The sequence below is a fragment of the Belliella marina genome, from assembly GCF_042682445.1.
GTDB classification, from domain to species: Bacteria; Bacteroidota; Bacteroidia; order Cytophagales; family Cyclobacteriaceae; genus Belliella; species Belliella marina.
In genome coordinates this window covers 20392-41539 of sequence record NZ_JBHUHR010000004.1, presented here as the reverse complement: position 1 = coordinate 41539, position 21148 = coordinate 20392, and the positions used below count along the sequence as shown (strand labels likewise).

Genomic DNA, 21148 nt, shown 5'->3' with positions numbered 1-21148 from the left:
GCAACTTTGAATTATGATGGGTGACACCTTTCAGGGACGACTTTTAGCATTTCCAAAAAACAGTTTTTCCATTGACTTGGCGACAGACAAACAATTTGGGAGTTAAGGTTTATTCCAAACTTTTCTGAAATTAACCTGACCTGACTTTTTCTGAAAATTGACTTCAAAGCTGTTCTGACAGATAAATCAGGCTTTTGTAAAAGACAGGAAATAAACGATAAGTATTTAACTTTAAGATCATAATCAAAAGACGACTGTTTTCTTTTAATGCTTAACAGAGCTGACTTTACAGTTGGTGGGGGCAAGAAACTTTCATGGCCTACCTCATAAAGAAGTTTTAAATCAAAGAATGTATGATATAAAACTGTATAGGGATTGTAGAGCTTTCCCAAAAACAACTTTTGCGCAGGCTCCAACTGAAGGACGATAGAACCTCCCAAGAAATTTTCAAGACTTTCAAACATCAGGATTTTGAAAATATCGGAAGTAATGCCATAAGGAATATTGGATACCACTTTAAAGGGTGTTTTGGGAATCTCAAAATTTCTGAAATCACAACCGAAAATTTTAACATTACGGGCATTAGAAAATAACTTGAGTAAATGTTCAACTAAAGCTGTATCATTCTCAATAGCAACGACATTGTTGGCAGTTTTGAATAAATGAACAGTGAGAAAACCCTTGCCTGCGCCAATATCCAAAACCGTGTCCTGACTATTTATATTTGATTGTTTTATGGCATCTTCTATGAGCACTTTATCAATAGTAAAGTGCTGACCCGTCAAACGAACGGGCAATTTCTTTTTTGTCATTACTTACTTCTTACAGGTGAATACTTGAATTCAAATCGTAGAGAAGTGAATAGACAGTATTACCCGACAGAGCAACTACGACAAAGCAATGCTATCAAAAAAAATGACAGCACACACAAAGCATAGACTGATTGTCTTGACCTAAAGTTTGATTGGAATTTATTCAGGACTGTCTATCACTTAGATAGAAGTCCACAGTCTGCAAAGACAAAACATAGAGATATTGTTATAAATTATACAACAGCAAATTTATTGACTTTGCTTGATAAATTAACGAGAAAGAAGAGAAAATGAAATCCGACCGCATAACATTTAGCCTTCTAGAGAAATATCCATAAAAAATGCCCTGATTGATCATATATCTATCAGGGCTTCTCGTTAGTGGCAGATTGACTTACAGCCGTAGGGTGAAGAGTTCTCTAGTTGGATTATTAGGATGATACTTGGGTTTTCGGTGATTATCTAATTAGGATGTTTTTACATTTGATTTTTCTGTTTTGGGCATATCCTTACATTAAAGCTCAGTGAGATTTAAGTGCCATTGCAAATTGTCGCAAATGGGAATCACACCCCTAAACCTCTCTCGTCAGACTGGGAAACCATATTCCGATCTTCGAGACAAGTTGTGAACCTCACCCGCTCATTGCGGAAGGGTATTTTTTGTTTGAAAGGGAATTGGTAGGTTTATATATCCGTCATGATAGCATGAAGAGACTTGTTACAGCCAATAAGAAAAAATGCAGACAGCACTTAAATTAATTTTAACAATAATTTTTGTTTCCACTGTTGGTTGTAATGTTAAACCAAGAAGTAGTGATTTCTGGATGCATCAATCAAAAATAGGGGAAGTTCTAAAGTTTGAAAAATCACTTAATAAAAACATTCAAATTCTAGAACAAAAAGTTTTCCTGTCTTCAAGTGTATTTCCAAAAGTGGATGAAATAGACATCGATTTCCCATTGATTGTAAAACGAGAAGAAGGCTTTGCCCCATTGTATGCGGAGTACTATTTTACGAGTGAAGATTCTATGCTTCAATATATAAGCTATAATTGGGAACACGAACGGTTTGGCAGTTACCAAGCAAAACATGACCGATGGAAGTTAGAAATTAATAAACTAACGCAATATGATTCAGCCTATGAAAAAATAAAAGAAGCTCTAATTACAGAGCTTTCCTTACCTCAAATTGAAGATAAAGAATTAGTAAAAAGAATAAATCAAAATGAAGTAGAAGTATACTCAAAAGAAGCAGTTTGGGAGGATGAACAAATCAAATCAAAGCTAATTCTTTTCTTTGGGGACCAAACCTTTCGAATTACATTGACCTATTACTGGAAATGAAGAACAATAACAACCCATAACATCACCTTGGATCCAGCCAGTCTTCCGTCAGGCAGTGGGCGGTAACGAGTAATTATGAAAATTCAGTATCTTTAAGAAGTTAGGTTGGGCTGGAAGAGAACGGCTCCAAATATCTGCTGTCTGCCACTGGCAGGCTGAATCACATTTGCTCAGGCTAATAGCACTCATCACGAAAATAAAGAAATAACAGAAATGGAAATAGAAAAACTAAAATTCCCGATTGGGAAATTTGACAAACCAACAACTATAACCAAGAATATTGTAGAACAATGGATTGATGATATTTCGACATTTCCTGCGAGGCTAACCGGGGAAGTTATTAACCTAACCGACGAACAACTTGACACAGAATACAGACCCAATGGCTGGACAATTAGACAGGTTATACATCACTGTGCAGACAGCCATATGAATAGCTTAACTCGACTAAAACTTGCGCTCACGGAGGACGAACCTACAATTAAGCCATATTTTGAAGAAAGATGGGCAGAACTCGTTGACACTAAAAATATGCCTATCCAATCATCATTGAAAATACTAGAGGGTGTACACGAAAGATGGACGGCTTTGTTAAAGAACTTAACGGACGAAAATTACAAACGAGTTTTCATTCATCCAGAACAGGGGATGAAATTTAGAGTTGACGAAAATATAGGTGTTTATGCTTGGCATTGCCATCATCACCTTGCTCATATAACCGAAACAAAAAAAAGACACAATTGGAAGTAAACAGAAAAAAAGCCGACTACATAATATACCCTTGGATACGGCCTGCTTGACGGAAGGCAGGCTGAATCACGTTGTGCCACATGGTAAAAAATTCTTATTTTAATTGGGCATTGAAATGAATTCAAGACTAGAAGATATAAAGGCGTTGTTTTACTTTATGGTTAGATTATTTAGGTCTAAACTTATTATTTATGTAGTTATTTCCCGCAACCAGTTGGAGATGCATAATTTGAAGACAGGGCAAACGATCAAACTAAGATCTGAAGTGCCTTTTTCTACAAACAGATTATTGATAGCCAATAATATGGTTGCAGAAAATCTAGGAAAGCAAATAATGAATAAAATTTGTGGAAGAGATTTAAAACTTAGTCCAGTTTTTATGATTATTCATCCTTTAGAAGTGGGATTTGATGACGTAAGCCCTGTTGAAAAAATGATATACAATGATTTTGGGACGATACTAGGTGCTCGTGAGGTAATAATTGAAGAATCATTAGAAAAGTTAAATAAAGAAAGCCTCGTTAGGATAAAAGATAAATATTCTTGACAGATAGGATTAACTATACATTAAAATTAGTTTACAAACTTTGACAAAAGAACTTTACATATTCAGCGGACTTGGAGCGGACGAAAGAGTTTTCCAACGACTTGATTTTTCTGGTTTATCGACAACTTATATAAAATGGATTGTTCCACAAAACAAAGAAACAATTGAACATTACGCAACACGACTCCTTGACCAAATTGCGACAACAAAACCAATACTAGTAGGACTTTCATTCGGTGGACTTATTGCGGTTGAAGTGGCTAAGCAAATTGATACCGAAAAAGTTATTTTAATTGCTTCTGCTAAGACAAAAAATGAAGTGCCTTTTTACTATCGTTTCGCTGGACAGCTAAGACTTCACAAACTTTTGCCGACAGGCATGTTAAAAAGCTCAAACATTGTTACAAATTGGTTTTTCGGGACAAATTCAGCATTTGACAAACAACTTTTAAAACAAATTCTTATTGACACCGACCCGACTTTTTTGAAGTGGGCAATAGACAGAGTTGCACGGTGGACTAACCAAACGCAGACCAAAAATATATTTCACATTCACGGAACAAATGACAAAATTCTGCCTTTGAATTTTGTAAAATGTAACTTTATAGTTAAAAACGGCGGACACTTAATGACACTAAATAAAGCGGACGAACTAAATAGAATCTTGAAACAGTTACTATGACGGGCGAAAAAAACTGGGATAGCTTCACTTACACGCAAACAGGGCTTTTGTGCTTGTTTGACAGTGAAGTATTAAATCCAAACTTTCCCGGTTACGGACAAGTTGTACACCTATTTTAGTTTAGTGCTGAAGATACTTGACTTTGCAAAGCGCGAAAACCTTTGTAGTCATTCCCCCAACTTTGAAAATGTTGATCTCGTAAGCTATAGTTTGGGATTTTGGGGAAGCAAAAAATGAAAAATGGACTGATTTGTAAGATTCTGAATGTTAGGTAATTAATATTGTGCTAGTAAGGATATAAAAACAAAGATGAAATATAATCTACAAACTACAATTATCATTTTGACAATAGCCATGATAATTATGACTTTTTCCTGTTTAGGGACAAAATCAACAAAGATTGAATCGAATGATATTATCGAAGTTCAATACCCTGAAACTTACGAATTGGCCAATATAATTTTAGCTCTAACCGAATACGGGAAAACTGACAAATGGGAGGTTAGACAAAATTTTGAATATTATAACGAAGTCCAAGAATATTTTAAATCAATGAATGGACATCCCTTATTAGATTCTGTAAATTATTCTAGAGAAAGGTGGGAAGAGTATTTAAGTTTTAGAACAGATTCTTATGCGTTTGAATTTGATAAAAACAACCAATTAGTAAGAAAGATTAATTTCTATGCAAATGAAGGACTTCATCCTTTTGATGACTATTTAGAGTTAATAAATGATTTTGTACAAAAATCAAGATTCAGGGATTTTTTTTTAAAAAACAAAGAATATTATAACACAATATCTAGTAAGTACAAAAAAACACAATACTTAGATGAAATGCGTGAGTTCCTTATAGCCGAATTCGGAGAACAATATTCAAATGATGTGAAATATATCGTAGTTCTATCCCCTTTTGTATATCGAATGAATTGTCATAGGGATATCGATTCAACGACTGTGGCTGACTTCATAACAATTCCAGACTACGTTTTATCCGATACAGTTTCAACTAATGAAAAAGACATTGCTACTTCAATTCACAATCTTTTTACGGAAATGAACCACGGATATGTAAACCCAACTACAAATCAATATAAAGAATTAGTTAGCAAAAGTTTCAATGCCAACTTATGGGACAATAAAAGTGGGTACAATGAAAATGATGAATTTGGAGTATTTAACGAATATATGACTTGGGCGGTTTATGATATTTTCTTGAAACGGCATTTTCCCAATTTGGCAGATGAAGTCGGGCTAAATTGGAGTTTTCAAAACGATAGTAGAGGATTTGAATATTCGCAGCTATTTACGCAAAAACTTTTGACTCTGTACAATCATAAAAAAAATGATGAAACAATAAAGGACTTATATCCTAAAATGTTGGAGTGGACTTCTGAAACACAGAAAGACTTGTCAAAACCAAAAATAATCTCACCAAAGGATTCTATATCAACTATTTTTTCGGAAGAAACGAAAATTATAATTTCATTTTCAGAGCCGATGATAAAAACAGACACAATAACAACGATTTTACAAGACGGAAAAAATCTAAGAGAATTTATTAAGCTAAACCGAACTGATAACAACTTAAGCTGGGCAGAAAATGGAAGTTTAGTGGAGTTTGAGATTTCTTTGCCTAGAGAACGTGAAGCCTATTATTTTCAATTCAATTGGTGGGGAACAAAACATCCTCTTATTAGTAAAAAAGGAGTTCTGATAAAAAGTGGAAGCTATTTTAAAGTCATTGATGAGTAGCTATTTTAGTTGATAGTACCTATCCAAAAGTGACCGTTCTGTGGATAAATCAAGTATTCCCAATGACCCGCCACAAATCGTGCTTGGTTGATCCCGTACTTTCGGGACTTCTAAATCGCCACTGCGCCCAAACTATTGTGCAATATTCCCCCAACTTTGAAAATGTTGATCTCGTAAGCTATAGTTTGGGAATTTTGGGAAGCAATAAATGAAAAACAGACTGATTTGTAATATATTGGATGTCAAATAATTAATTCCGTATTGTTCAAAACTGTAAAACGATATTGAACAAACAAAACTGAAAAAAACTTAAACAAAAAGTATGGGTGATGACAAAAAGTAGATTATTGGAACCGCCAACATTTAGCCATCTAGAGAAAAGCCCGTGATACCGATTCCTATCGGCAAGCCCTGATTGATCTGTGTATCCATCAGTGTTTTTTAGGGATATCGAGTTTGTTTTTTAGGGAATCTCCCAAAAGATGCGACTGGCTTATGTGTGCTTGGTATTTTTTGTTTGGATGGGAATGGGTATGTTTGGTAATGGTGAGATTCACGACATATTGGGGTGAAGAGAATCGTAAGTGGCAAAATTATATAGACAAACACCGGATGAATAAACTATTTTTCTTGCTTTTAATTAGTTTACTGTTTTCCTCTTGCGGAGCCTTTTTGCAGAAGACAGGAGTAAAAAACTACACCCCAAAAGAGAAAATTTCGCAAAAAGGCCTTAATAAATATGAGTATGATTTTCTTTATTTGACCAAATTGGTGGAAGAAGGCTTTCCTCAATTAGACAGCATTTATCCAAAGGATGAACGTCAAAAGCAAGCCGAACAAATTTTATCAACATTACGAATCGTAGATAATAACGCTGACTTTGTTGTTCAGGCAAGAAGTTATCTTTCCAATCTAAAAAACCAACATACCAACATATCTTTAAGTCATGAATTTGATTTGGTTTACCCTTATGTAATACATATATCATCAGATGAATGGTATTTGCTTAATATTTCCAGACAATACGATAGTTTACAAATAGGCAAAAAAATTATTGCGATAAACGGACTAACTACAAAAGAGGTAGAAGGACAATTGATAGATTATACCTTTGCTGAGAATAAAATTAACCAACAATTTGAGATCCTTGACTTACAATTTTATAATAAGCCACAATACTTAAAACAAATTGGTGTCATCAAAGAAAATTTTGAGCTATTAAAGCTGAAGTTTGAAGACCACTCTGAAATTGAATTGTCGCCAATATCTACCGAAAGTAAAGTTGATGTATTTGAGATTCCATTTAAAGAGAATGCCATTACAAAATATCAAAATGAAACCTACTTGTATACCATCACCAAAGAGCAAAATTTTGGTTATTTACAATTTAATAGATCCTACGATAAAATAGACATATTGGAAGGAATTGAAAGCTACGTAAAACCTTGGCTTCAACCCATTGCAAGAGGATACGTAAAAAGGCAATTTAAAAAAGAGAAACCTTCAAAACGGATTGCAAATATTTACAATCCTAAATATCCTGTTTTTAAGGATTTTGTATGGGAGCTTATCGATAGTTTAAACACCAACAAGGTAGATAATCTAATTATTGACATAAGGAATAATCCGGGAGGAAATCTTACGCTTGGGATACAGCTTATGTATTTCCTTACTGAAAAAGAGAATCTGAAAGACTTTACTGAATACGCTTTCACATCAGATATTTATAAAAAATACTTCAAGAAAGATTATCAAGATTTAAAGAAAAAATATCCCCAAGGCGTACCTCAAAGAGATTTGGTGCAGACTAATTCGGGTGAAAATCTATTTAGTGAAATTACAGATAAAAGCTCGAAATATTTCATTCAAGATAATCGCCCAATCTTTAAAGGTAATGTTTATGTCCTATCAAATTATAGAACAGGTAGCGCTGCTGCAATGCTTACCACTTTATTTCAAGACAATGGAATTGGCACAGTAATCGGCACAAGTGTAGGAAACAATCCTATTGGTGCAACTACTTACACCCCAATGGAATTACCAAAAACAAAAGCCAAAATATCAATAGCCACTACTTATATAGAAAGACCTAAAAGAGATAATGGTGTCGTTCAAATACCAGGAATTTGGATTGAATATACTATCGATGATTTGATTAATGGAAGAGACCCATACTTGAAAGCAGTAGAAAAGGAAATAGAAAAAATCAGCCACTAACAGAAGTTTGGCTCGATGGTGGGTGAAGAGATTGAGTCAAGTGCAGTACTTCTATTGTGTTTTTGTGTAGGTTGGCAGTTTTGTGCATCTAAGTCTGCCACAATCCTAATTCCCAAAGTTATGCGAGATTAAATGGAGCAGAACAGGTAATGAGCAGATTATCAAAATAATATGCTATTAGAAAACATTGAAATAAAGAATAGTAATTTTACTTGGGGCTTGACAATTGATGACTTAAAGACATTGTTATCTTCAAAGGATTTTTTTGAGAATGAAAACAAACATGCAATACCCCTTAGGTGTAGGAAGCTATTTGTGAAGCAAAAAATGCAGATTAATTTGTACCGAACGGTCTGTTTATATATCTTTATGTCATGAATTATAAACATGACAAAGAAACTGTGATCAACAAAGGGATGAATCTTTTTTGGCATCATGGGTATCATAATCTGGGCATCGACAAAATTTGCAAGGAAACAGGGATGACAAAAGGAGCCTTTTACAACTCGTTTAAAGGCAAGGAAAACTTTTTGTTGGCAGTTATTGAAGCATATGGCAATCTTATATCGAACCATTTACAAAAACAGCTTTCAGACCCCAGCGTGCCACCTATTGATAGACTTTATAACCTTTATACAGACATGCTCCTCGTTCAACCTGAAAGTGAGTACAGAGGTTGTCTGGTGAATAATATGATGTCCGAAATGGGCGCGCTGAATCCTGCTGTCGCAGAGATTGCCTCTGCACAATTTGAAAAGTTTGTGAATATTATTGAACCAACAGTGTTGCAAGCTCAACAAAATGGTGAGTTAGACAGCTCATTAAACTCGAAATTGATGACGGAAATAATCCATACCACATTCTTCGGGATATTGACAAGATCAAAAAGCACTAAAACCTTGCACTCAAATATTATAACGGATTTTTTGAGTTTACTTAAAAACAAAAACAATGGTAGAAACAAAAATTAAAGAAATATGGGAAACATACAGAGCTTGTTGGAGCGAAGCGAATACAGCTGGTCGCGAAAATAAACTGAACCAAATAATTGCTGAAGATTTTGAGTTTTACGACCCAAACATTGATTTGGACGGTTCCCAAAAGTTATCCGATTACATGGCTCAATTTCAAAAAGACTTTCCGGATTGTACTTTCACTATTACAGACTTTATGATCCATCATGACAGAAGTCTTGCCCATTGGGATATGGTAAATTCTGACAAGGAGGTCGTAGGGAATGGTTCGGACTTTGCGTTTTATTCGGATGGCAAATTAAAAGCAGTTTCAAGTTTCTTCAAAGAAAGTTAGTGAGTCAAAATGAATATTAAAGAAGATATCATCCAGACATGGGACTGCAATAACAAAGTCACCTTATTTTTGCTTGAAAATATAGAAACAGGTTGGTTATCGGCAAAAATCAATGGACAAGGAAGAAGCATAGGAGAACAATTCATCCATATCAATAATATTCGATCCTTTTGGATAAATAAAGTGGGAGAAAAAGTTGATCTGAAGTTAGATAAAAAATACACCAACGATATTCAGGAACTTACCAAAGCACTTGATAGGTCATCACAAAAAATGAGCGAAGTTCTACGGCAATTATTTGAACAGGAAAGCATAGCAGGTTACAAACCTCACCCAACAGCTTTTTTTGCCCAAATGATTGCTCATGAATCACATCATCGTGGACAGATTATGACAATTGTAACAAGGAATGGTTTTAAAATCGATAAGTCCGTTAATTTCGGATTGTGGAACTGGAATAAGTAAATGCCAGTGAAATGAGACTTTCGACGAAAGCAGAAAATATAATGACACAAATTACCCAAGAACACCAAACTTGACTACTTAGGAACCATTGCCAAAGAAATAAAAAAAGCACCCATATCGTTGCATAGCACTTGGTGAAAAAACGGGATTGTACAAAGGTGTAATGGTTTCAAAAGGCTGTACTCCTGATTATTTGCCTGAGTTCATTGCGATTGAAAGGAGTAAAAGAAATTTGTAAACAATTTGAGACCAATACGATTGGCAAGAATGCCGATTTGGTAAAAGGGGGAAGACATGCTTCCAATAAAATTTAGTGCTAAAACCCCACTCGCTTCGCCAAGTTGAAAACCATAAGTTGGATAAAATAAAGCTCATGAAAACAGGAGCCTTTCAATTTATTTTATTTCTCCTAACAATTTTGGCATCTATTCTTATCTTAGCCAAGAACCGTTTTGCGTAATACAAGGAATCACGAACAAACACGATACATTAAGATGAAAATAGCAATTATAGGTACTGGAGGAATTGGAGGGTATTTTGGCGCAAAACTAGCTAGAGCTGGATATGATGTCACTTTTATAGCAAGGGGAAAGCATTTGAAATCAATTCAAAATAGTGGGCTGCTTGTTAAAAGTTTTCTTGGTGATTTTAAAGTTGATAACATAAAAGCGACGGACAAAATCACGCAAATTGATAAGCCTGATCTGATTGTTATTGGTGTTAAAGCTTGGCAAATAAAAGAGATCCGGGATGATATCAAGCTGATTTTAAAAAGCGACACGGTGATTCTTCCATTGCAGAACGGAGTGTTGGCATCAGAGGAATTGTCGGAAAGTATTGATAAAAAGCATATCCTAGGAGGGTTATGCAAGATAATCAGCAAAATTGATTCTCCCGGAGTGATTCACCATATTGGAGTTATACCTACTATTGTATTTGGTGAGCTTGATAAATCAAAAACAGCACGGATTGACGAAATCCATAAGATATTTGAAAACGCAGGCATTGAATCAAAAATTTCCGATGATATAGAAGCGGATTTATGGAGAAAGTTCACGGCCATTTGCGTAAGTGGATTGTTGGCAGTTTCCAATACAACCTATGGAGAATTAAGGGAAATAAAAGAAACACGTCAACTAATGATTGAATTGCTCAATGAAATATTTTTGTTGTCCCAAAAAATCGGGGTGAATATTGAAACTGATTTAGTAGACAAGACCCTTTCTTTTATAGACTCCTTTCCGTATGATTCAACATCTTCATTGACCAGAGATGTGTGGGACAAAAAACCATCGGAGATTGAATATCAAAATGGCACAGTTGTCAGGCTTGGAGAAAAATATGGGATTGATACACCGGTTAATAAATTTGTGTATAATTGTATTTTACCGAGTGAATTAAAGAATAGAGGACTATAACATGAATCTACCACGCAGAACCAGCGGTATGCGCCACAGATGAAATGGAACTTAGACAATAAAACCTTGCAAAGCATTAACTCCTTTTATCCATTCCTATTGGAAACTGCAAGGGGATGAGTTTGATGGACATTGGGAACGGATTTTCCAGATGGATGTGAGGGTTTGGTAATAAACTTAGGGGATAGTGAGAATAGACCCCATCAGAGGAACTCACCACAAGCAGAGGTTTCGTGCTTCTCAGGAAAGGAAAGTGCTAAATCTGGAGACCGGTACTTAGCTGGAAGGCCAGTGGTCAAATTCCCTGTCTGCAGGTAGTTGTAAATTGATATGGCAGAATAAATCAATCAACCAGCAATTGGTCAGGTACAAATGAAAGAGTTTTTAAGGTCATTTTCATATAGAGAAATCCTTTCTTCTCTGTTTGCAGCTTTAATGGTGGTGTCAATTGTTTTTTTGTCCAGGATTCTGGATTTGTTTGATTCTATGAATGTTGTAGGAAGTTTTGTACTCATTAGTCCAATTCTTCTTAAACATCGGTTTTACCTATTGGAACACAAAAGGAGAAACCGAATAATGGGAAGGCTGATTCACAATCTAATTACTGCTTTTTTTATTTTTATTTTGATAGGATTCAGTTTGAATTTAGTTGATAAGTTTTACCAAATAGGGAGTTATTCAAACCTCATAATTTTATCCGTCTTTATAGTTTCATATGCAGAACTTGCCCTTTCGCTTATTAATCTAATTTTACCTAGAATTTTTAAAGTTTCTTTATGGTAAGGGTTTATAGATTAGCTGGCATATTTGTTTTTTTGGCAATACTGTTGAGTTGTTATTTCATGGAACGTTTTAACCAGACAAATAGACATGAACAGTATAAAGTTTGGAATGAAGAATCAACTTTGCAGGTGAGTGATTTTTTGCGCAGACCACCATTTTATGAGGGTGAGGCATCCGCACGGATATCTTACATGTACAGAATATATGATAATCCTGAGATAAAAGTTGCAATAGTTATTGATCGTTTTAATTCATTTATACATAAAAGGCATGTAAGCGAATATTTGGTTAGGCATGAAGCATACCATCTAAAACTTGCTCATTTTTTTTCAAAGGAAATCAACCAGTCTATCAAAGAAAAAAATCTAACTTTTCAAGAGGCCAACCAATTTTTGCTTGACAGAATCCAAAGAGGCAGGCAGTATCAAAAATTGTATGATAGGGAAACAAATCACAGCCAGTTAAGAGCTCAGCAGAATTATTGGGAATACAAGATTGATTCGATGTTGAATAAATCTAATGATTTCCGAATATTTGAAGAGACAAAAAATGTTAAAGTATACTTTCCAGATAAACCTAGGGAGTTTGTACTTTCCATTGATGATGAGAATTTTAAAGGATATTTGCTTGAAAGGTTTGATGTAGGGTTTTGGATTGTTGATATGGATTTTATCAGTGGTGATACTCTATTTATTGAAAATTATTTGGTAAATATCCTCTTCGCAGAAGGCCAGTCTGATATTATAGTAAATGCAGACTTGCCCAATGAAAAAGCTATTTTTGAATCTTACAGCAAAGACACTTTGGGTACAGCAATAGTTTTAGACAAATTCCTTCTAGGAAAAAACACTTCCTATTGGCTAAGATTTAGATATCCAATAGTAATAGAAAATGAAGAAATTTATAAAAGGATGGCCGACCAATTCTTCAACTCGTTTGAAGTCATTGATGAATGAAAAATAAACATGACCCCAACAGTCCCAATGGGGTTGAACTTCTCGTATTGAAAGAAAATAATTCGCCCAACCTCAAGACATAACATAAGCGGTACCCCATAGAGTACAGCTTAAAAGAAATAGCAACAACATTAAATCCGACTGACAATGAAAAAATTATTATTCATCATTCTGACAAGTTTGACCTTTACCACTTACGGACAGGATAAGTATAATTACGTTCACTTTAACAAACTGACAGAAGTAGTTGGGACAGAATACGTAATTGCCTCAATTGAGAACAGGGTTAAAATGCAAGATGCAAAAAGTAGATACTTGTTATTCATCAATACCAATACTGGTGAAAAAAATCAGGTTGAGTTCCCAAATGATGCTTGGATTGGAAATCTTGAACAAGTTAAACTTGACAGTTTGAACCTTAATGTAATTATTGTTGCTGCAAGGACAGTTGACTTAGACGGAAAAAATGGAATTGACTGGGATGACCCAACACAAATCATAATATTATCGACAGACGGAAAATCAAAAACTCAATTGACAGACAATAAATTTTTTGTAAGAAATTGGACAGTCAACAAGACAACTGGAAGAATCGTAGTTACCGGATATTACGATTCGAACAACAACCACAAATACGACAAGACAGATAAAAACGAAATTCATGTTTTCGATCTGAAAACACTTAAACTGATAAACAAAATATAATAGAAACCTGACCCCAAAACAGCAATTTTGCAAAAAGCAGTGGATTCGTGCTATTATGGAAGACTTCCATGATCCTGATGGGATTGTCATTGAAGACCATTTCTTCAAGACTTGCAATCGTGTTTTGGTATCGGTCTGTACATTGGGTATGTTGCAAAGAAATAATGTGAAAGTTTTGAAAGTAAACCCAACTAAATAAGGTAAAAACGGGATGAATAAGTTAATAAGAATATTATCCTTAGTTGAGAACCGATAGCTGTCATTTTAATACTATACTGAAGGAATGATATTAGGAACATATTGGTATTTTGATTTTCCGACAGACTTATACAAGTTTGACTATTTTGAGTTCAGAAAAGGCCATGGAGGACACTCAGATGCTCCTGCAGAATTGATTACGAATATCAAAACGGAATGTCCTGGAAAATTGATTTCAGATCTAAAGCTCTTGATTTCGACTTATAACGAGGGCTTTCTGTTTATCTACCAAGACGGTTATAAATTGAGAATTGGCACAGGTGGATATCAGCTATTCGACTATGATTTTTTACTGGTTTGTGAAGTAGAAAAGATATTAAAGAAGGGGAAAATAAAACTGAATTCAGACCAGAAGCTGGAAAATCCAATATTATTGAAGCTTCGTAACGACAACCCCACAAACAAAGCCATTTATCCTAAAAAGAATTTCTTGCAACTTGTTGGGTCAGGATTGAAAAAATACAATGCGGAAAACTCAAAATTCAGATTAGACTGTAATTTAAAATTAAAAGATAAAATCAATTTTTTGGGGGATCTGAAAGCGATATCAGAAGAAGAAAATATACATGTTCTATTTTACTACGATAAAGATTTTGATGACGAAACCAACCTAATGATATTCTTCACCAATGGTCGGCAAGGGCTGAATCTTGCCCATAAACAATTTGTGAACACCATAAATTTTGAGGATAGAATAGAAGAAGCAATGACCAAAAACAATGTCGGGTTAGGACATAAAGGTGGATTTGGGCTTTATCCACAAGACGGGCCGAGAATAGAAATGATCATTGATGAAGAATTTATAATTTAGGATAAAATGGACAGCTAACGGGCTTTTGGCAAAATAGGCATGTGTTTAAATCATCCCGGATGCTTTTGGGAGTACATCTATTATAGCTATTAAATGAATACTGAAAAAACAATAAATGAAATAGGGGAGCTTTACGCTCCATTATCCATCGAGTGTCGACAAGATCTTGTTGCCAACTCAAAAATCAGCACATTCAAAAGAGGTGAGATTGTAGTTCGTGAGGGGCAATTCTCGGAAAAAGCGTATTTGATCGTACAAGGTTGTGCTAGGGCATATTATCTGAAAGATGGAAAGGATATTTCTGACTGGTTCGCTTTTGAAAATGAGTTTATGGCCTCTATTGTCAGCTTTTTTAGTGAAAAACCGAGTCCCCATTATATTGAATTTGTAGAAGATTCAATCGTTGTCGAATTCACCAAGGATACATTTGTTGACCTCACCCATAAGTATCATGATTTTGAACGCTTTATCAGCAAAGTAGTGACCCAAACCATGTTAGGCCTATGTGAAAGGCTCTATACAATCCAGTTCAATAAAGCCGAGGAAAGGTTCAAGCATTTGATCAGTATTCATCCTGATATAACCAACAGAATTCCCCTGACCCATATTGCATCCTATTTGGGAATAACACTGGAGACTTTGAGTAGAATAAGAAGCCCCAAAAATCGGACTTGATATAGATCAAATGATAATTCTTCCATTAGAATGACCTTTGTCAAAAGAATAAAAAATGGAAGAATATAACAAACAACAGAGATCAATTTGGGGCAAATGGTGGGTACCCATCAGAAAATGGTTTTATCCAGCATGGTTGCTCTACGAAACGTCCATTCGTTTTTATGATTATGGGCAATCTGTCCATCATTATTTTATAGGTCAGCAAGATGCCATCGCATCGTATATTGGAAAGATTGGCGTCCAGGTTTTGGATGTTTTTTGTAGTGTCGCCACTTTCGCCATTTGTACGATCTTTTTAACCGTGCCTGCTTGTTTTGTCCTCTATAAATTCTTCAAAACAGAAAATTTGACTGGGACCCCATTTGAGGAGAAAATGAAAACTATATTTTAAAGGACATGAGAAAAATACTGATTATTAATGGTCACCCTGACGGGGAAAGTTTCAACTACGCACTATCGGATGCCTATAAGAAGGGTGCAGCACAATCGGGTGCTGAAATCAAGGAAATCAATATCAGGGAATTGGACTTCAACCCAAACCTCCAGTTTGGATATAGGAAGCGAACGGAACTGGAGCCGGATTTATTGGAAGCACAAGACAAATTGAAATGGGCAGACCATTTGGTTTGGGTATACCCTGTTTGGTGGGGATCAGTCCCAGCCATGCTGAAGGGCTTTTTGGATAGAACCTTGCTTCCGGGCTTTGCTTTTCAGAAAAGGGAAAAGTCATTGTGGTGGGATAAGCTTTTTACCGGAAAAACAGCAAGGATAATCTGTACATTGGACCAACCAGCCTGGTATTACAAGTTGTATTATGGAAACCCCAGCCACAATGCCATGAAAAAAGTAACAATGAATTATATTGGGGTGAGAAAAGTGCGGATAACCTCCATAGGACCCATAAGGCTCTCTAAAGAAGAGTTCAGGGCAAAATGGTTGAAAAAAGTTGAAAAACTGGGACAAATGAATCAGTGATATTGGTGTAGACAATTGGGATTTAGGAGATTAAATGAATAAGTAATATATAAATCTATGGTTAGTTCCAAATTGAAAATATGGAAGCTTGGAACCGCTTTTGCGCTTTTAGGCATACAATTAACATAAGCTAAAAAAACGTAAATGGACGAAATCAGGGAATACATAAATAATATTTCATCCAATGGATGATTCTGATTGGATTTATTGAAAAAACAGATCGCTCCTAAGGAGCTTCATTGATTCTTTAGCTACAAACAGTAAGCTCCTACGGAGCGATAGTCCTATCGAGGCGAAATGTTTTTAGCAAAAATGAAGCCCTCACAGATTGAAAAGTCCCATCGGGACTAACTGTTTGTAGAAATTAATAGAATAGTGTAAAAAAGCTCCATAGGAGCGACCTGTAAAATTATTATAAATAGTCTATCTCTAAATTTTTCAGCAACCCTTAAATAGTTTTCAACGACTTCATGAATGCTTCGAATTTCTGAACTAGGGTTCATTGAACTTACTTTAGTTTTTGCTGACCTTTGTATCTCAATAATCTCAGAAAAAAATGAAACCATTAATTGTGCTTTTATTAAGTTTTGCTATCTCTATTTTTGTAGTTAAAATTATCTACAAAGAATATGATTTAGCTTTGTCGGCAAGAATCGCCATGTCAATCATGCTTGCATTTACAGCAGTTGGACATTTTGTCTTTACAAAGGGAATGTCAATGATGATACCTAAATTTATTCCTTATAAAGAAAGTTTTGTTTATCTGACAGGAATTTTTGAAATCGCACTTGCAATCGGTCTCCTTATACCAAAACTAAAAGGAATATCTGGTTGGGGACTTATTGTTTTTCTTCTTCTAATGTTACCTGCCAATATTTACGCATCTTTAAATAATGTGAATTACCAAAAAGCAACATTTGACGGAAATGGAATATCTTATTTATGGTTCAGAATTCCTTTACAATTCCTTTTTATAGTCTGGACTTATCTGAGTTCGATAAAAATATGGTAACGGTTAATCAATCCCAAAAATTTGTTTCTAAAGGTAAAATGCCCGAAGCAGTAGTTAAAACATGGACAGAAATCTGGCAAAACAAAACTTTGCTTAGAGCATATCGTGCTGATGTTACAGCTTATGGTAAGAAGTACTACGATGGCGATAATCCCGAAGTAGAAACCTAATATTTCAGTAGAAAAATGATATGACCCAAAGATCGATCTTAAAACAGCTTCAGCGTGTGACATTACAAAGTCAGGGATTAAGCAAAACACATTCATTTGGAAAGGGCAAACAGGCTGTGCTAGCTGCATTGGAACACCTTGGCTATATTCAAATTGACACATTGTCAATCGTTGAACGAGCACATCACCATACTTTTTGGACTAGGATACCGGATTATCAAATTGGATATTTGGACCAGTTGGCTGAAGAGCGTAAGGTCTTTGAATATTGGTTTCACGCAGCATCTTATTTGCCAATAAGGGATTTCCGATACGCCCTACCCCAAATGCTTCTCTTCAAACGAGGAGAGGCACGCTATTTCAACAATGTTGATCCGAAATCCCTTAGCTATGTAAAAGATAGAATCCGCTTGGACGGCCCACAAAAGGCAAGGGATTTTATATCCACAGGCAAAAAACCGGGAAGTTGGTGGGATTGGAAACCTACAAAAGTAGCCCTTGAAAAACTCTTTATGCAGGGTGATTTAATGGTATCTGGGCGTAGCGGTATGGAAAAAATCTACGACCTAACCGAAAGGGTATTGCCCAGTACAGTCAATACGACTGAACCTAGTCCATTGGAATTTGCTGAATACCTGGTAGAGACGCATTTGCGTGCTTATGGGGCTACTACTGTTAAACAGATAATACACCTAAAAACAGGTAAATCATTAAGAAAAGATGTTGAATTTGTTTTGCAGACTATGCTTGAAGCCAAAAAAGTGCAGCAAGTAAACATTGATGGGATGCCGCCAATTTTTGTACTCCAAGCATTGCTTGATAATACGATTAAAAAGCCATCTCCCAATATTAGACTGCTATCTCCTTTTGATAACTCAGTTATTCACCGTGAGCGTGTAGAACAACTTTTTGATTTTGCCTTCCGCCTAGAATGTTACATACCCAAAGAAAAAAGGCAATATGGCTATTTCTGTTTGCCCATTTTGTTTGGAGACGTATTTATCGGACGTGTCGATTGCAAAGCACACCGTAAAGAGGGACAATTTGAGCTTATTCATTTACACATTGAAAACAAACATTTGGAAGTAGCTTCCTGGCTGGAACCTTTCGTTCAGGCAGTAGAGCGGTTTGCTGTTTTTAACAGATGCCATTCAATAAAACTAACACAAGTAAGCCCATCAGCTCTTGCAAATGAATTAAAGCAGGCTTTTGATAGATAGGTACCTATTATAGCGCATAGCTTCCATAAGAAATTTTAATACAAAATCGATATAGTCCTATTTTTTATGACTATTTTAGTAATCCCTAAAATCAGCAAGCCTTTCTGGTTTTGTTGAAACTCCACTGCTATTGAGTGATGTAGATTCTTTGATCAAAGAAATGTGCTGTGGGTTTTAGGTAATCGTTTTAAATAGATCACAGAAAACAGAACCATATTAAGCTTCCAATTATGAAAACTACAAACATCCTTTCGCTGCTGGCTTTTACCATGATCATAGCAGCCTGCTCATCCACAAAAAACATGGACAACGGAGCCCTGTTCAATAACACATGGGAACTTGAATACATTTCGGGAATCCAAGTTGAATTTAGTGAACTGTATCCTGAAAAAAAACCAAAAATCACCTTCAACGAAAGCACCAACAAAGTGGAAGGGACCAACAGCTGTAACGGGTATGCTGCTGATTTCACCTTGGATGGGGACGAAATTTCTTTTGGCGAACCTGGTCCGACGACAATGATGTATTGCGGTGAAGGAGAACCGATTTTCTTGAATACCATAAAAAAGGTCAATAGATACAGCATAGATGACGAAGGCAATTTAAATCTGCTGATTGATGACATTCCAATGATGCGTTTTAAAAAATCGAACCAAAAATGAATCATTCACCATCAATACTAATATTGCTCATCCTTTCTATTATACTTCTGTCGTGTAGTAATGGAATCAATAAAAAGAGTGATGACTTAAAGGATTCCGTAAATGCAGAAACAGGCAAAAAACTTGAAGGCAATAACCATGTTGAGGATAAAATCTATTTTAGGGCTACAGGTACTGAACCCTTTTGGGGAATGGAAATATCAGAAAACACAATAAAGCTGACCACAATTGGAGATTCTATAATTACACCACATACCCATCCTATCCATGCTATGGATGCCAATGTTAAAATGTACAAGATCCAGACTGAGTCCCTTGGAATGACTGTTCAAATTGTGCAGTCCGAATGTGCCAATGCAATGTCAGGCAAGATATCACCTTATAAAGTTACCATTGACTACAGGGAGAACATCGATGAAAAGTTAACGACATTGCTGGGGTGTGGTGACTACATAACCGATTATCGACTGCACGATATTTGGGTTCTGGAAAAAATGAATGGCAAGGATATAAGAGAAGAAGACATAAGCAAAGAATTTCCTATGTTGGAAATCAATAGTACAACCAACAAATTTGTAGGATTTGCAGGCTGTAACCGTATAAATGGTTCATTGTTCTCTGAAAAAGAACTGATTCGTTTTACAGACATTGCGACCACAGAAATGATGTGTGATGCTTTCGATATAGAGTCGGAATTTTTGAAGGCATTGCAAAGTACTACCGGATATAAAATTGAAAACAACCGTTTAACACTTTCAAATCCAGATAAGAAGTTGCTAATATTCAAAAAAATAGATTAGACCTAAAAACCAATCCTATAATTTCATGTTTATGTAAATCATAAAACGTAATAACTACTCCAAACCAGTTTTGCCTAACATCCAAAATGGTTTTACCTTCAATTGTTTACGGGGAACACCTAATTCTTTAATAAACAGATTGTTCAGTGTTATACACATAAGACCGTCGCCTCCAATATAAATCATCGTATCGGGGTCTATTTCCAAAGCCCTACAATACGCAATTAAGCTTGTTTCGGTTCCATTTGCTGTTTTTTGGAAAGTAAACCCAGGTGTTACGTCAAAATCATTAAACAATTGGTTTTCATCTTTTCCATAAATGATTCCTTTTATCGATTCTTGTGACAGTAGATTATGTGTAAAACAATAGAAATGCGATAAGGCGGTAATATCTCCTATAAATAGGTGTTTGCGCATAGAGGTATCTAATGTAAATTTACCTAGCGGATTGGAAATGAGGACTTGACTGCCGATTTTGGTAATTTTCGCCCATTGACTACCTGGTCCATCAGTATGTGCACACACAGCAATATCTATATAGCCTTTCTTTCCATCTTGCTGATAACGCCAAATGGAGTATGTTCGTACACGGTCTCGTAGTTTTCCTTTTTCATTTGGAAACAGTAATAATCTTAGATGCTGTCCGGGAACTAGTTTTGTGAAATGGACATTTACCTCTAGTGTGAAATGGTATATTTTTTCTGCAATTTGTCTTTTCCCAATTACCGTTCCCTGGTTCATAAATAATTTAGTGAAAATTCTTTCTTCTAAGTTCATCTTATTTCTATTTTATTGATGCAAACTTAGGAATGGCTATCTTG

General features: G+C 35.5%; 23 protein-coding genes. 21 read left to right on the top strand and 2 right to left on the bottom strand.

The window, feature by feature from the left end:
• Positions 1-11: 11 nt before the first annotated feature.
• Complete coding sequence (erm, locus tag ACFSKL_RS02310) at positions 12-812, bottom strand: 23S ribosomal RNA methyltransferase Erm (protein WP_376883159.1); 801 nt, start codon at positions 810-812, stop codon at positions 12-14.
• Between the two features lie 737 nt (positions 813-1549).
• Between erm and ACFSKL_RS02305 the strand changes: the two genes are divergently transcribed.
• The 21 genes from ACFSKL_RS02305 (at position 1550) to ACFSKL_RS02205 (ending at position 20327) form a co-directional block, all read left to right on the top strand.
• Positions 1550-2155, top strand: a complete 606-nt coding sequence (locus ACFSKL_RS02305) for a hypothetical protein (RefSeq protein ID WP_376883157.1) — start codon at positions 1550-1552, stop codon at positions 2153-2155.
• Positions 2156-2368: 213 nt separating this feature from the next.
• Positions 2369-2905 (top strand): YfiT family bacillithiol transferase, encoded by a 537-nt coding sequence (locus ACFSKL_RS02300; RefSeq protein ID WP_376883155.1) that lies wholly within the window; start codon positions 2369-2371, stop codon positions 2903-2905.
• Between the two features lie 115 nt (positions 2906-3020).
• The gene (locus ACFSKL_RS02295; protein WP_376883153.1) at positions 3021-3452 is read left to right on the top strand and encodes a hypothetical protein; all 432 of its coding nucleotides are present in this window, start codon (positions 3021-3023) and stop codon (positions 3450-3452) included.
• A 40-nt stretch (positions 3453-3492) separates the two neighbouring features.
• Positions 3493-4134, top strand: coding sequence for an alpha/beta fold hydrolase (locus ACFSKL_RS02290; protein WP_376883151.1), 642 nt, complete (start codon positions 3493-3495; stop codon positions 4132-4134).
• A gap of 309 nt (positions 4135-4443) precedes the next feature.
• A complete protein-coding gene (locus ACFSKL_RS02285; protein WP_376883149.1) occupies positions 4444-5889 on the top strand; it encodes a DUF4932 domain-containing protein in 1446 nt (481 codons plus the stop codon).
• Positions 5890-6501: 612 nt separating this feature from the next.
• Positions 6502-8106 (top strand): S41 family peptidase, encoded by a 1605-nt coding sequence (locus tag ACFSKL_RS02280; protein WP_376883147.1) that lies wholly within the window; start codon positions 6502-6504, stop codon positions 8104-8106.
• Between the two features lie 374 nt (positions 8107-8480).
• Entirely contained in the window at positions 8481-9077 is a 597-nt protein-coding gene (locus ACFSKL_RS02275; protein ID WP_376883145.1) for a TetR/AcrR family transcriptional regulator, read from the top strand.
• Entirely contained in the window at positions 9058-9414 is a 357-nt protein-coding gene (locus tag ACFSKL_RS02270) for a nuclear transport factor 2 family protein (protein WP_376883143.1), read from the top strand. Before ACFSKL_RS02275 ends, ACFSKL_RS02270 begins: the two co-directional genes overlap by 20 nt.
• A 9-nt stretch (positions 9415-9423) precedes the next feature.
• Complete coding sequence (locus ACFSKL_RS02265; RefSeq protein WP_376883141.1) at positions 9424-9879, top strand: DinB family protein; 456 nt, start codon at positions 9424-9426, stop codon at positions 9877-9879.
• Between the two features lie 494 nt (positions 9880-10373).
• On the top strand, positions 10374-11297 hold the full coding sequence (locus ACFSKL_RS02260; protein ID WP_376883139.1) for a ketopantoate reductase family protein: 924 nt from the start codon (positions 10374-10376) through the stop codon (positions 11295-11297).
• An 842-nt stretch (positions 11298-12139) separates the two neighbouring features.
• The gene (locus tag ACFSKL_RS02255) at positions 12140-13036 is read left to right on the top strand and encodes a hypothetical protein (protein WP_376883137.1); all 897 of its coding nucleotides are present in this window, start codon (positions 12140-12142) and stop codon (positions 13034-13036) included.
• A 147-nt stretch (positions 13037-13183) separates the two neighbouring features.
• A complete protein-coding gene (locus ACFSKL_RS02250; protein WP_376883135.1) occupies positions 13184-13741 on the top strand; it encodes a hypothetical protein in 558 nt (185 codons plus the stop codon).
• A gap of 283 nt (positions 13742-14024) precedes the next feature.
• Positions 14025-14810: a hypothetical protein gene (locus ACFSKL_RS02245; RefSeq protein ID WP_376883133.1), complete on the top strand. Its 786-nt coding sequence runs from the start codon at positions 14025-14027 to the stop codon at positions 14808-14810.
• Between the two features lie 93 nt (positions 14811-14903).
• Positions 14904-15485, top strand: coding sequence for a Crp/Fnr family transcriptional regulator (locus tag ACFSKL_RS02240; protein WP_376883131.1), 582 nt, complete (start codon positions 14904-14906; stop codon positions 15483-15485).
• Positions 15486-15540: 55 nt separating this feature from the next.
• Positions 15541-15879: a hypothetical protein gene (locus ACFSKL_RS02235; protein ID WP_376883128.1), complete on the top strand. Its 339-nt coding sequence runs from the start codon at positions 15541-15543 to the stop codon at positions 15877-15879.
• Between the two features lie 5 nt (positions 15880-15884).
• Positions 15885-16463: an NAD(P)H-dependent oxidoreductase gene (locus ACFSKL_RS02230; protein WP_376883126.1), complete on the top strand. Its 579-nt coding sequence runs from the start codon at positions 15885-15887 to the stop codon at positions 16461-16463.
• A 556-nt stretch (positions 16464-17019) separates the two neighbouring features.
• The gene (locus ACFSKL_RS02225) at positions 17020-17475 is read left to right on the top strand and encodes a DoxX family protein (RefSeq protein WP_376883124.1); all 456 of its coding nucleotides are present in this window, start codon (positions 17020-17022) and stop codon (positions 17473-17475) included.
• Entirely contained in the window at positions 17469-17645 is a 177-nt protein-coding gene (locus tag ACFSKL_RS02220; RefSeq protein WP_376883122.1) for a hypothetical protein, read from the top strand. The genes ACFSKL_RS02225 and ACFSKL_RS02220 overlap by 7 nt, the downstream gene beginning before the upstream one ends.
• A gap of 20 nt (positions 17646-17665) precedes the next feature.
• Positions 17666-18865: a winged helix-turn-helix domain-containing protein gene (locus ACFSKL_RS02215; RefSeq protein WP_376883120.1), complete on the top strand. Its 1200-nt coding sequence runs from the start codon at positions 17666-17668 to the stop codon at positions 18863-18865.
• A gap of 230 nt (positions 18866-19095) precedes the next feature.
• Positions 19096-19527, top strand: coding sequence for an META domain-containing protein (locus tag ACFSKL_RS02210; RefSeq protein WP_376883118.1), 432 nt, complete (start codon positions 19096-19098; stop codon positions 19525-19527).
• A complete protein-coding gene (locus ACFSKL_RS02205; RefSeq protein ID WP_376883116.1) occupies positions 19524-20327 on the top strand; it encodes an META domain-containing protein in 804 nt (267 codons plus the stop codon). Before ACFSKL_RS02210 ends, ACFSKL_RS02205 begins: the two co-directional genes overlap by 4 nt.
• A 54-nt stretch (positions 20328-20381) precedes the next feature.
• Here the strand turns inward: ACFSKL_RS02205 and ACFSKL_RS02200 are convergent, their stop codons facing one another.
• The gene (locus tag ACFSKL_RS02200; protein ID WP_376883114.1) at positions 20382-21104 is read right to left on the bottom strand and encodes a siderophore-interacting protein; all 723 of its coding nucleotides are present in this window, start codon (positions 21102-21104) and stop codon (positions 20382-20384) included.
• Positions 21105-21148 lie beyond the last annotated feature (44 nt).

Coding starts and splice junctions, on each gene's coding strand:
- erm (WP_376883159.1), bottom strand. CDS start 812: ATGACAAAAAAGAAATTGCCCGTTCGTTTGACGGGTCAGCACTTTACT.
- ACFSKL_RS02305 (WP_376883157.1), top strand. CDS start 1,550: ATGCAGACAGCACTTAAATTAATTTTAACAATAATTTTTGTTTCCACT.
- ACFSKL_RS02300 (WP_376883155.1), top strand. CDS start 2,369: ATGGAAATAGAAAAACTAAAATTCCCGATTGGGAAATTTGACAAACCA.
- ACFSKL_RS02295 (WP_376883153.1), top strand. CDS start 3,021: ATGAATTCAAGACTAGAAGATATAAAGGCGTTGTTTTACTTTATGGTT.
- ACFSKL_RS02285 (WP_376883149.1), top strand. CDS start 4,444: ATGAAATATAATCTACAAACTACAATTATCATTTTGACAATAGCCATG.
- ACFSKL_RS02280 (WP_376883147.1), top strand. CDS start 6,502: ATGAATAAACTATTTTTCTTGCTTTTAATTAGTTTACTGTTTTCCTCT.
- ACFSKL_RS02275 (WP_376883145.1), top strand. CDS start 8,481: ATGAATTATAAACATGACAAAGAAACTGTGATCAACAAAGGGATGAAT.
- ACFSKL_RS02270 (WP_376883143.1), top strand. CDS start 9,058: ATGGTAGAAACAAAAATTAAAGAAATATGGGAAACATACAGAGCTTGT.
- ACFSKL_RS02265 (WP_376883141.1), top strand. CDS start 9,424: ATGAATATTAAAGAAGATATCATCCAGACATGGGACTGCAATAACAAA.
- ACFSKL_RS02260 (WP_376883139.1), top strand. CDS start 10,374: ATGAAAATAGCAATTATAGGTACTGGAGGAATTGGAGGGTATTTTGGC.
- ACFSKL_RS02255 (WP_376883137.1), top strand. CDS start 12,140: ATGGAACGTTTTAACCAGACAAATAGACATGAACAGTATAAAGTTTGG.
- ACFSKL_RS02250 (WP_376883135.1), top strand. CDS start 13,184: ATGAAAAAATTATTATTCATCATTCTGACAAGTTTGACCTTTACCACT.
- ACFSKL_RS02245 (WP_376883133.1), top strand. CDS start 14,025: ATGATATTAGGAACATATTGGTATTTTGATTTTCCGACAGACTTATAC.
- ACFSKL_RS02240 (WP_376883131.1), top strand. CDS start 14,904: ATGAATACTGAAAAAACAATAAATGAAATAGGGGAGCTTTACGCTCCA.
- ACFSKL_RS02235 (WP_376883128.1), top strand. CDS start 15,541: ATGGAAGAATATAACAAACAACAGAGATCAATTTGGGGCAAATGGTGG.
- ACFSKL_RS02230 (WP_376883126.1), top strand. CDS start 15,885: ATGAGAAAAATACTGATTATTAATGGTCACCCTGACGGGGAAAGTTTC.
- ACFSKL_RS02225 (WP_376883124.1), top strand. CDS start 17,020: ATGAAACCATTAATTGTGCTTTTATTAAGTTTTGCTATCTCTATTTTT.
- ACFSKL_RS02220 (WP_376883122.1), top strand. CDS start 17,469: ATGGTAACGGTTAATCAATCCCAAAAATTTGTTTCTAAAGGTAAAATG.
- ACFSKL_RS02215 (WP_376883120.1), top strand. CDS start 17,666: ATGACCCAAAGATCGATCTTAAAACAGCTTCAGCGTGTGACATTACAA.
- ACFSKL_RS02210 (WP_376883118.1), top strand. CDS start 19,096: ATGAAAACTACAAACATCCTTTCGCTGCTGGCTTTTACCATGATCATA.
- ACFSKL_RS02205 (WP_376883116.1), top strand. CDS start 19,524: ATGAATCATTCACCATCAATACTAATATTGCTCATCCTTTCTATTATA.
- ACFSKL_RS02200 (WP_376883114.1), bottom strand. CDS start 21,104: ATGAACTTAGAAGAAAGAATTTTCACTAAATTATTTATGAACCAGGGA.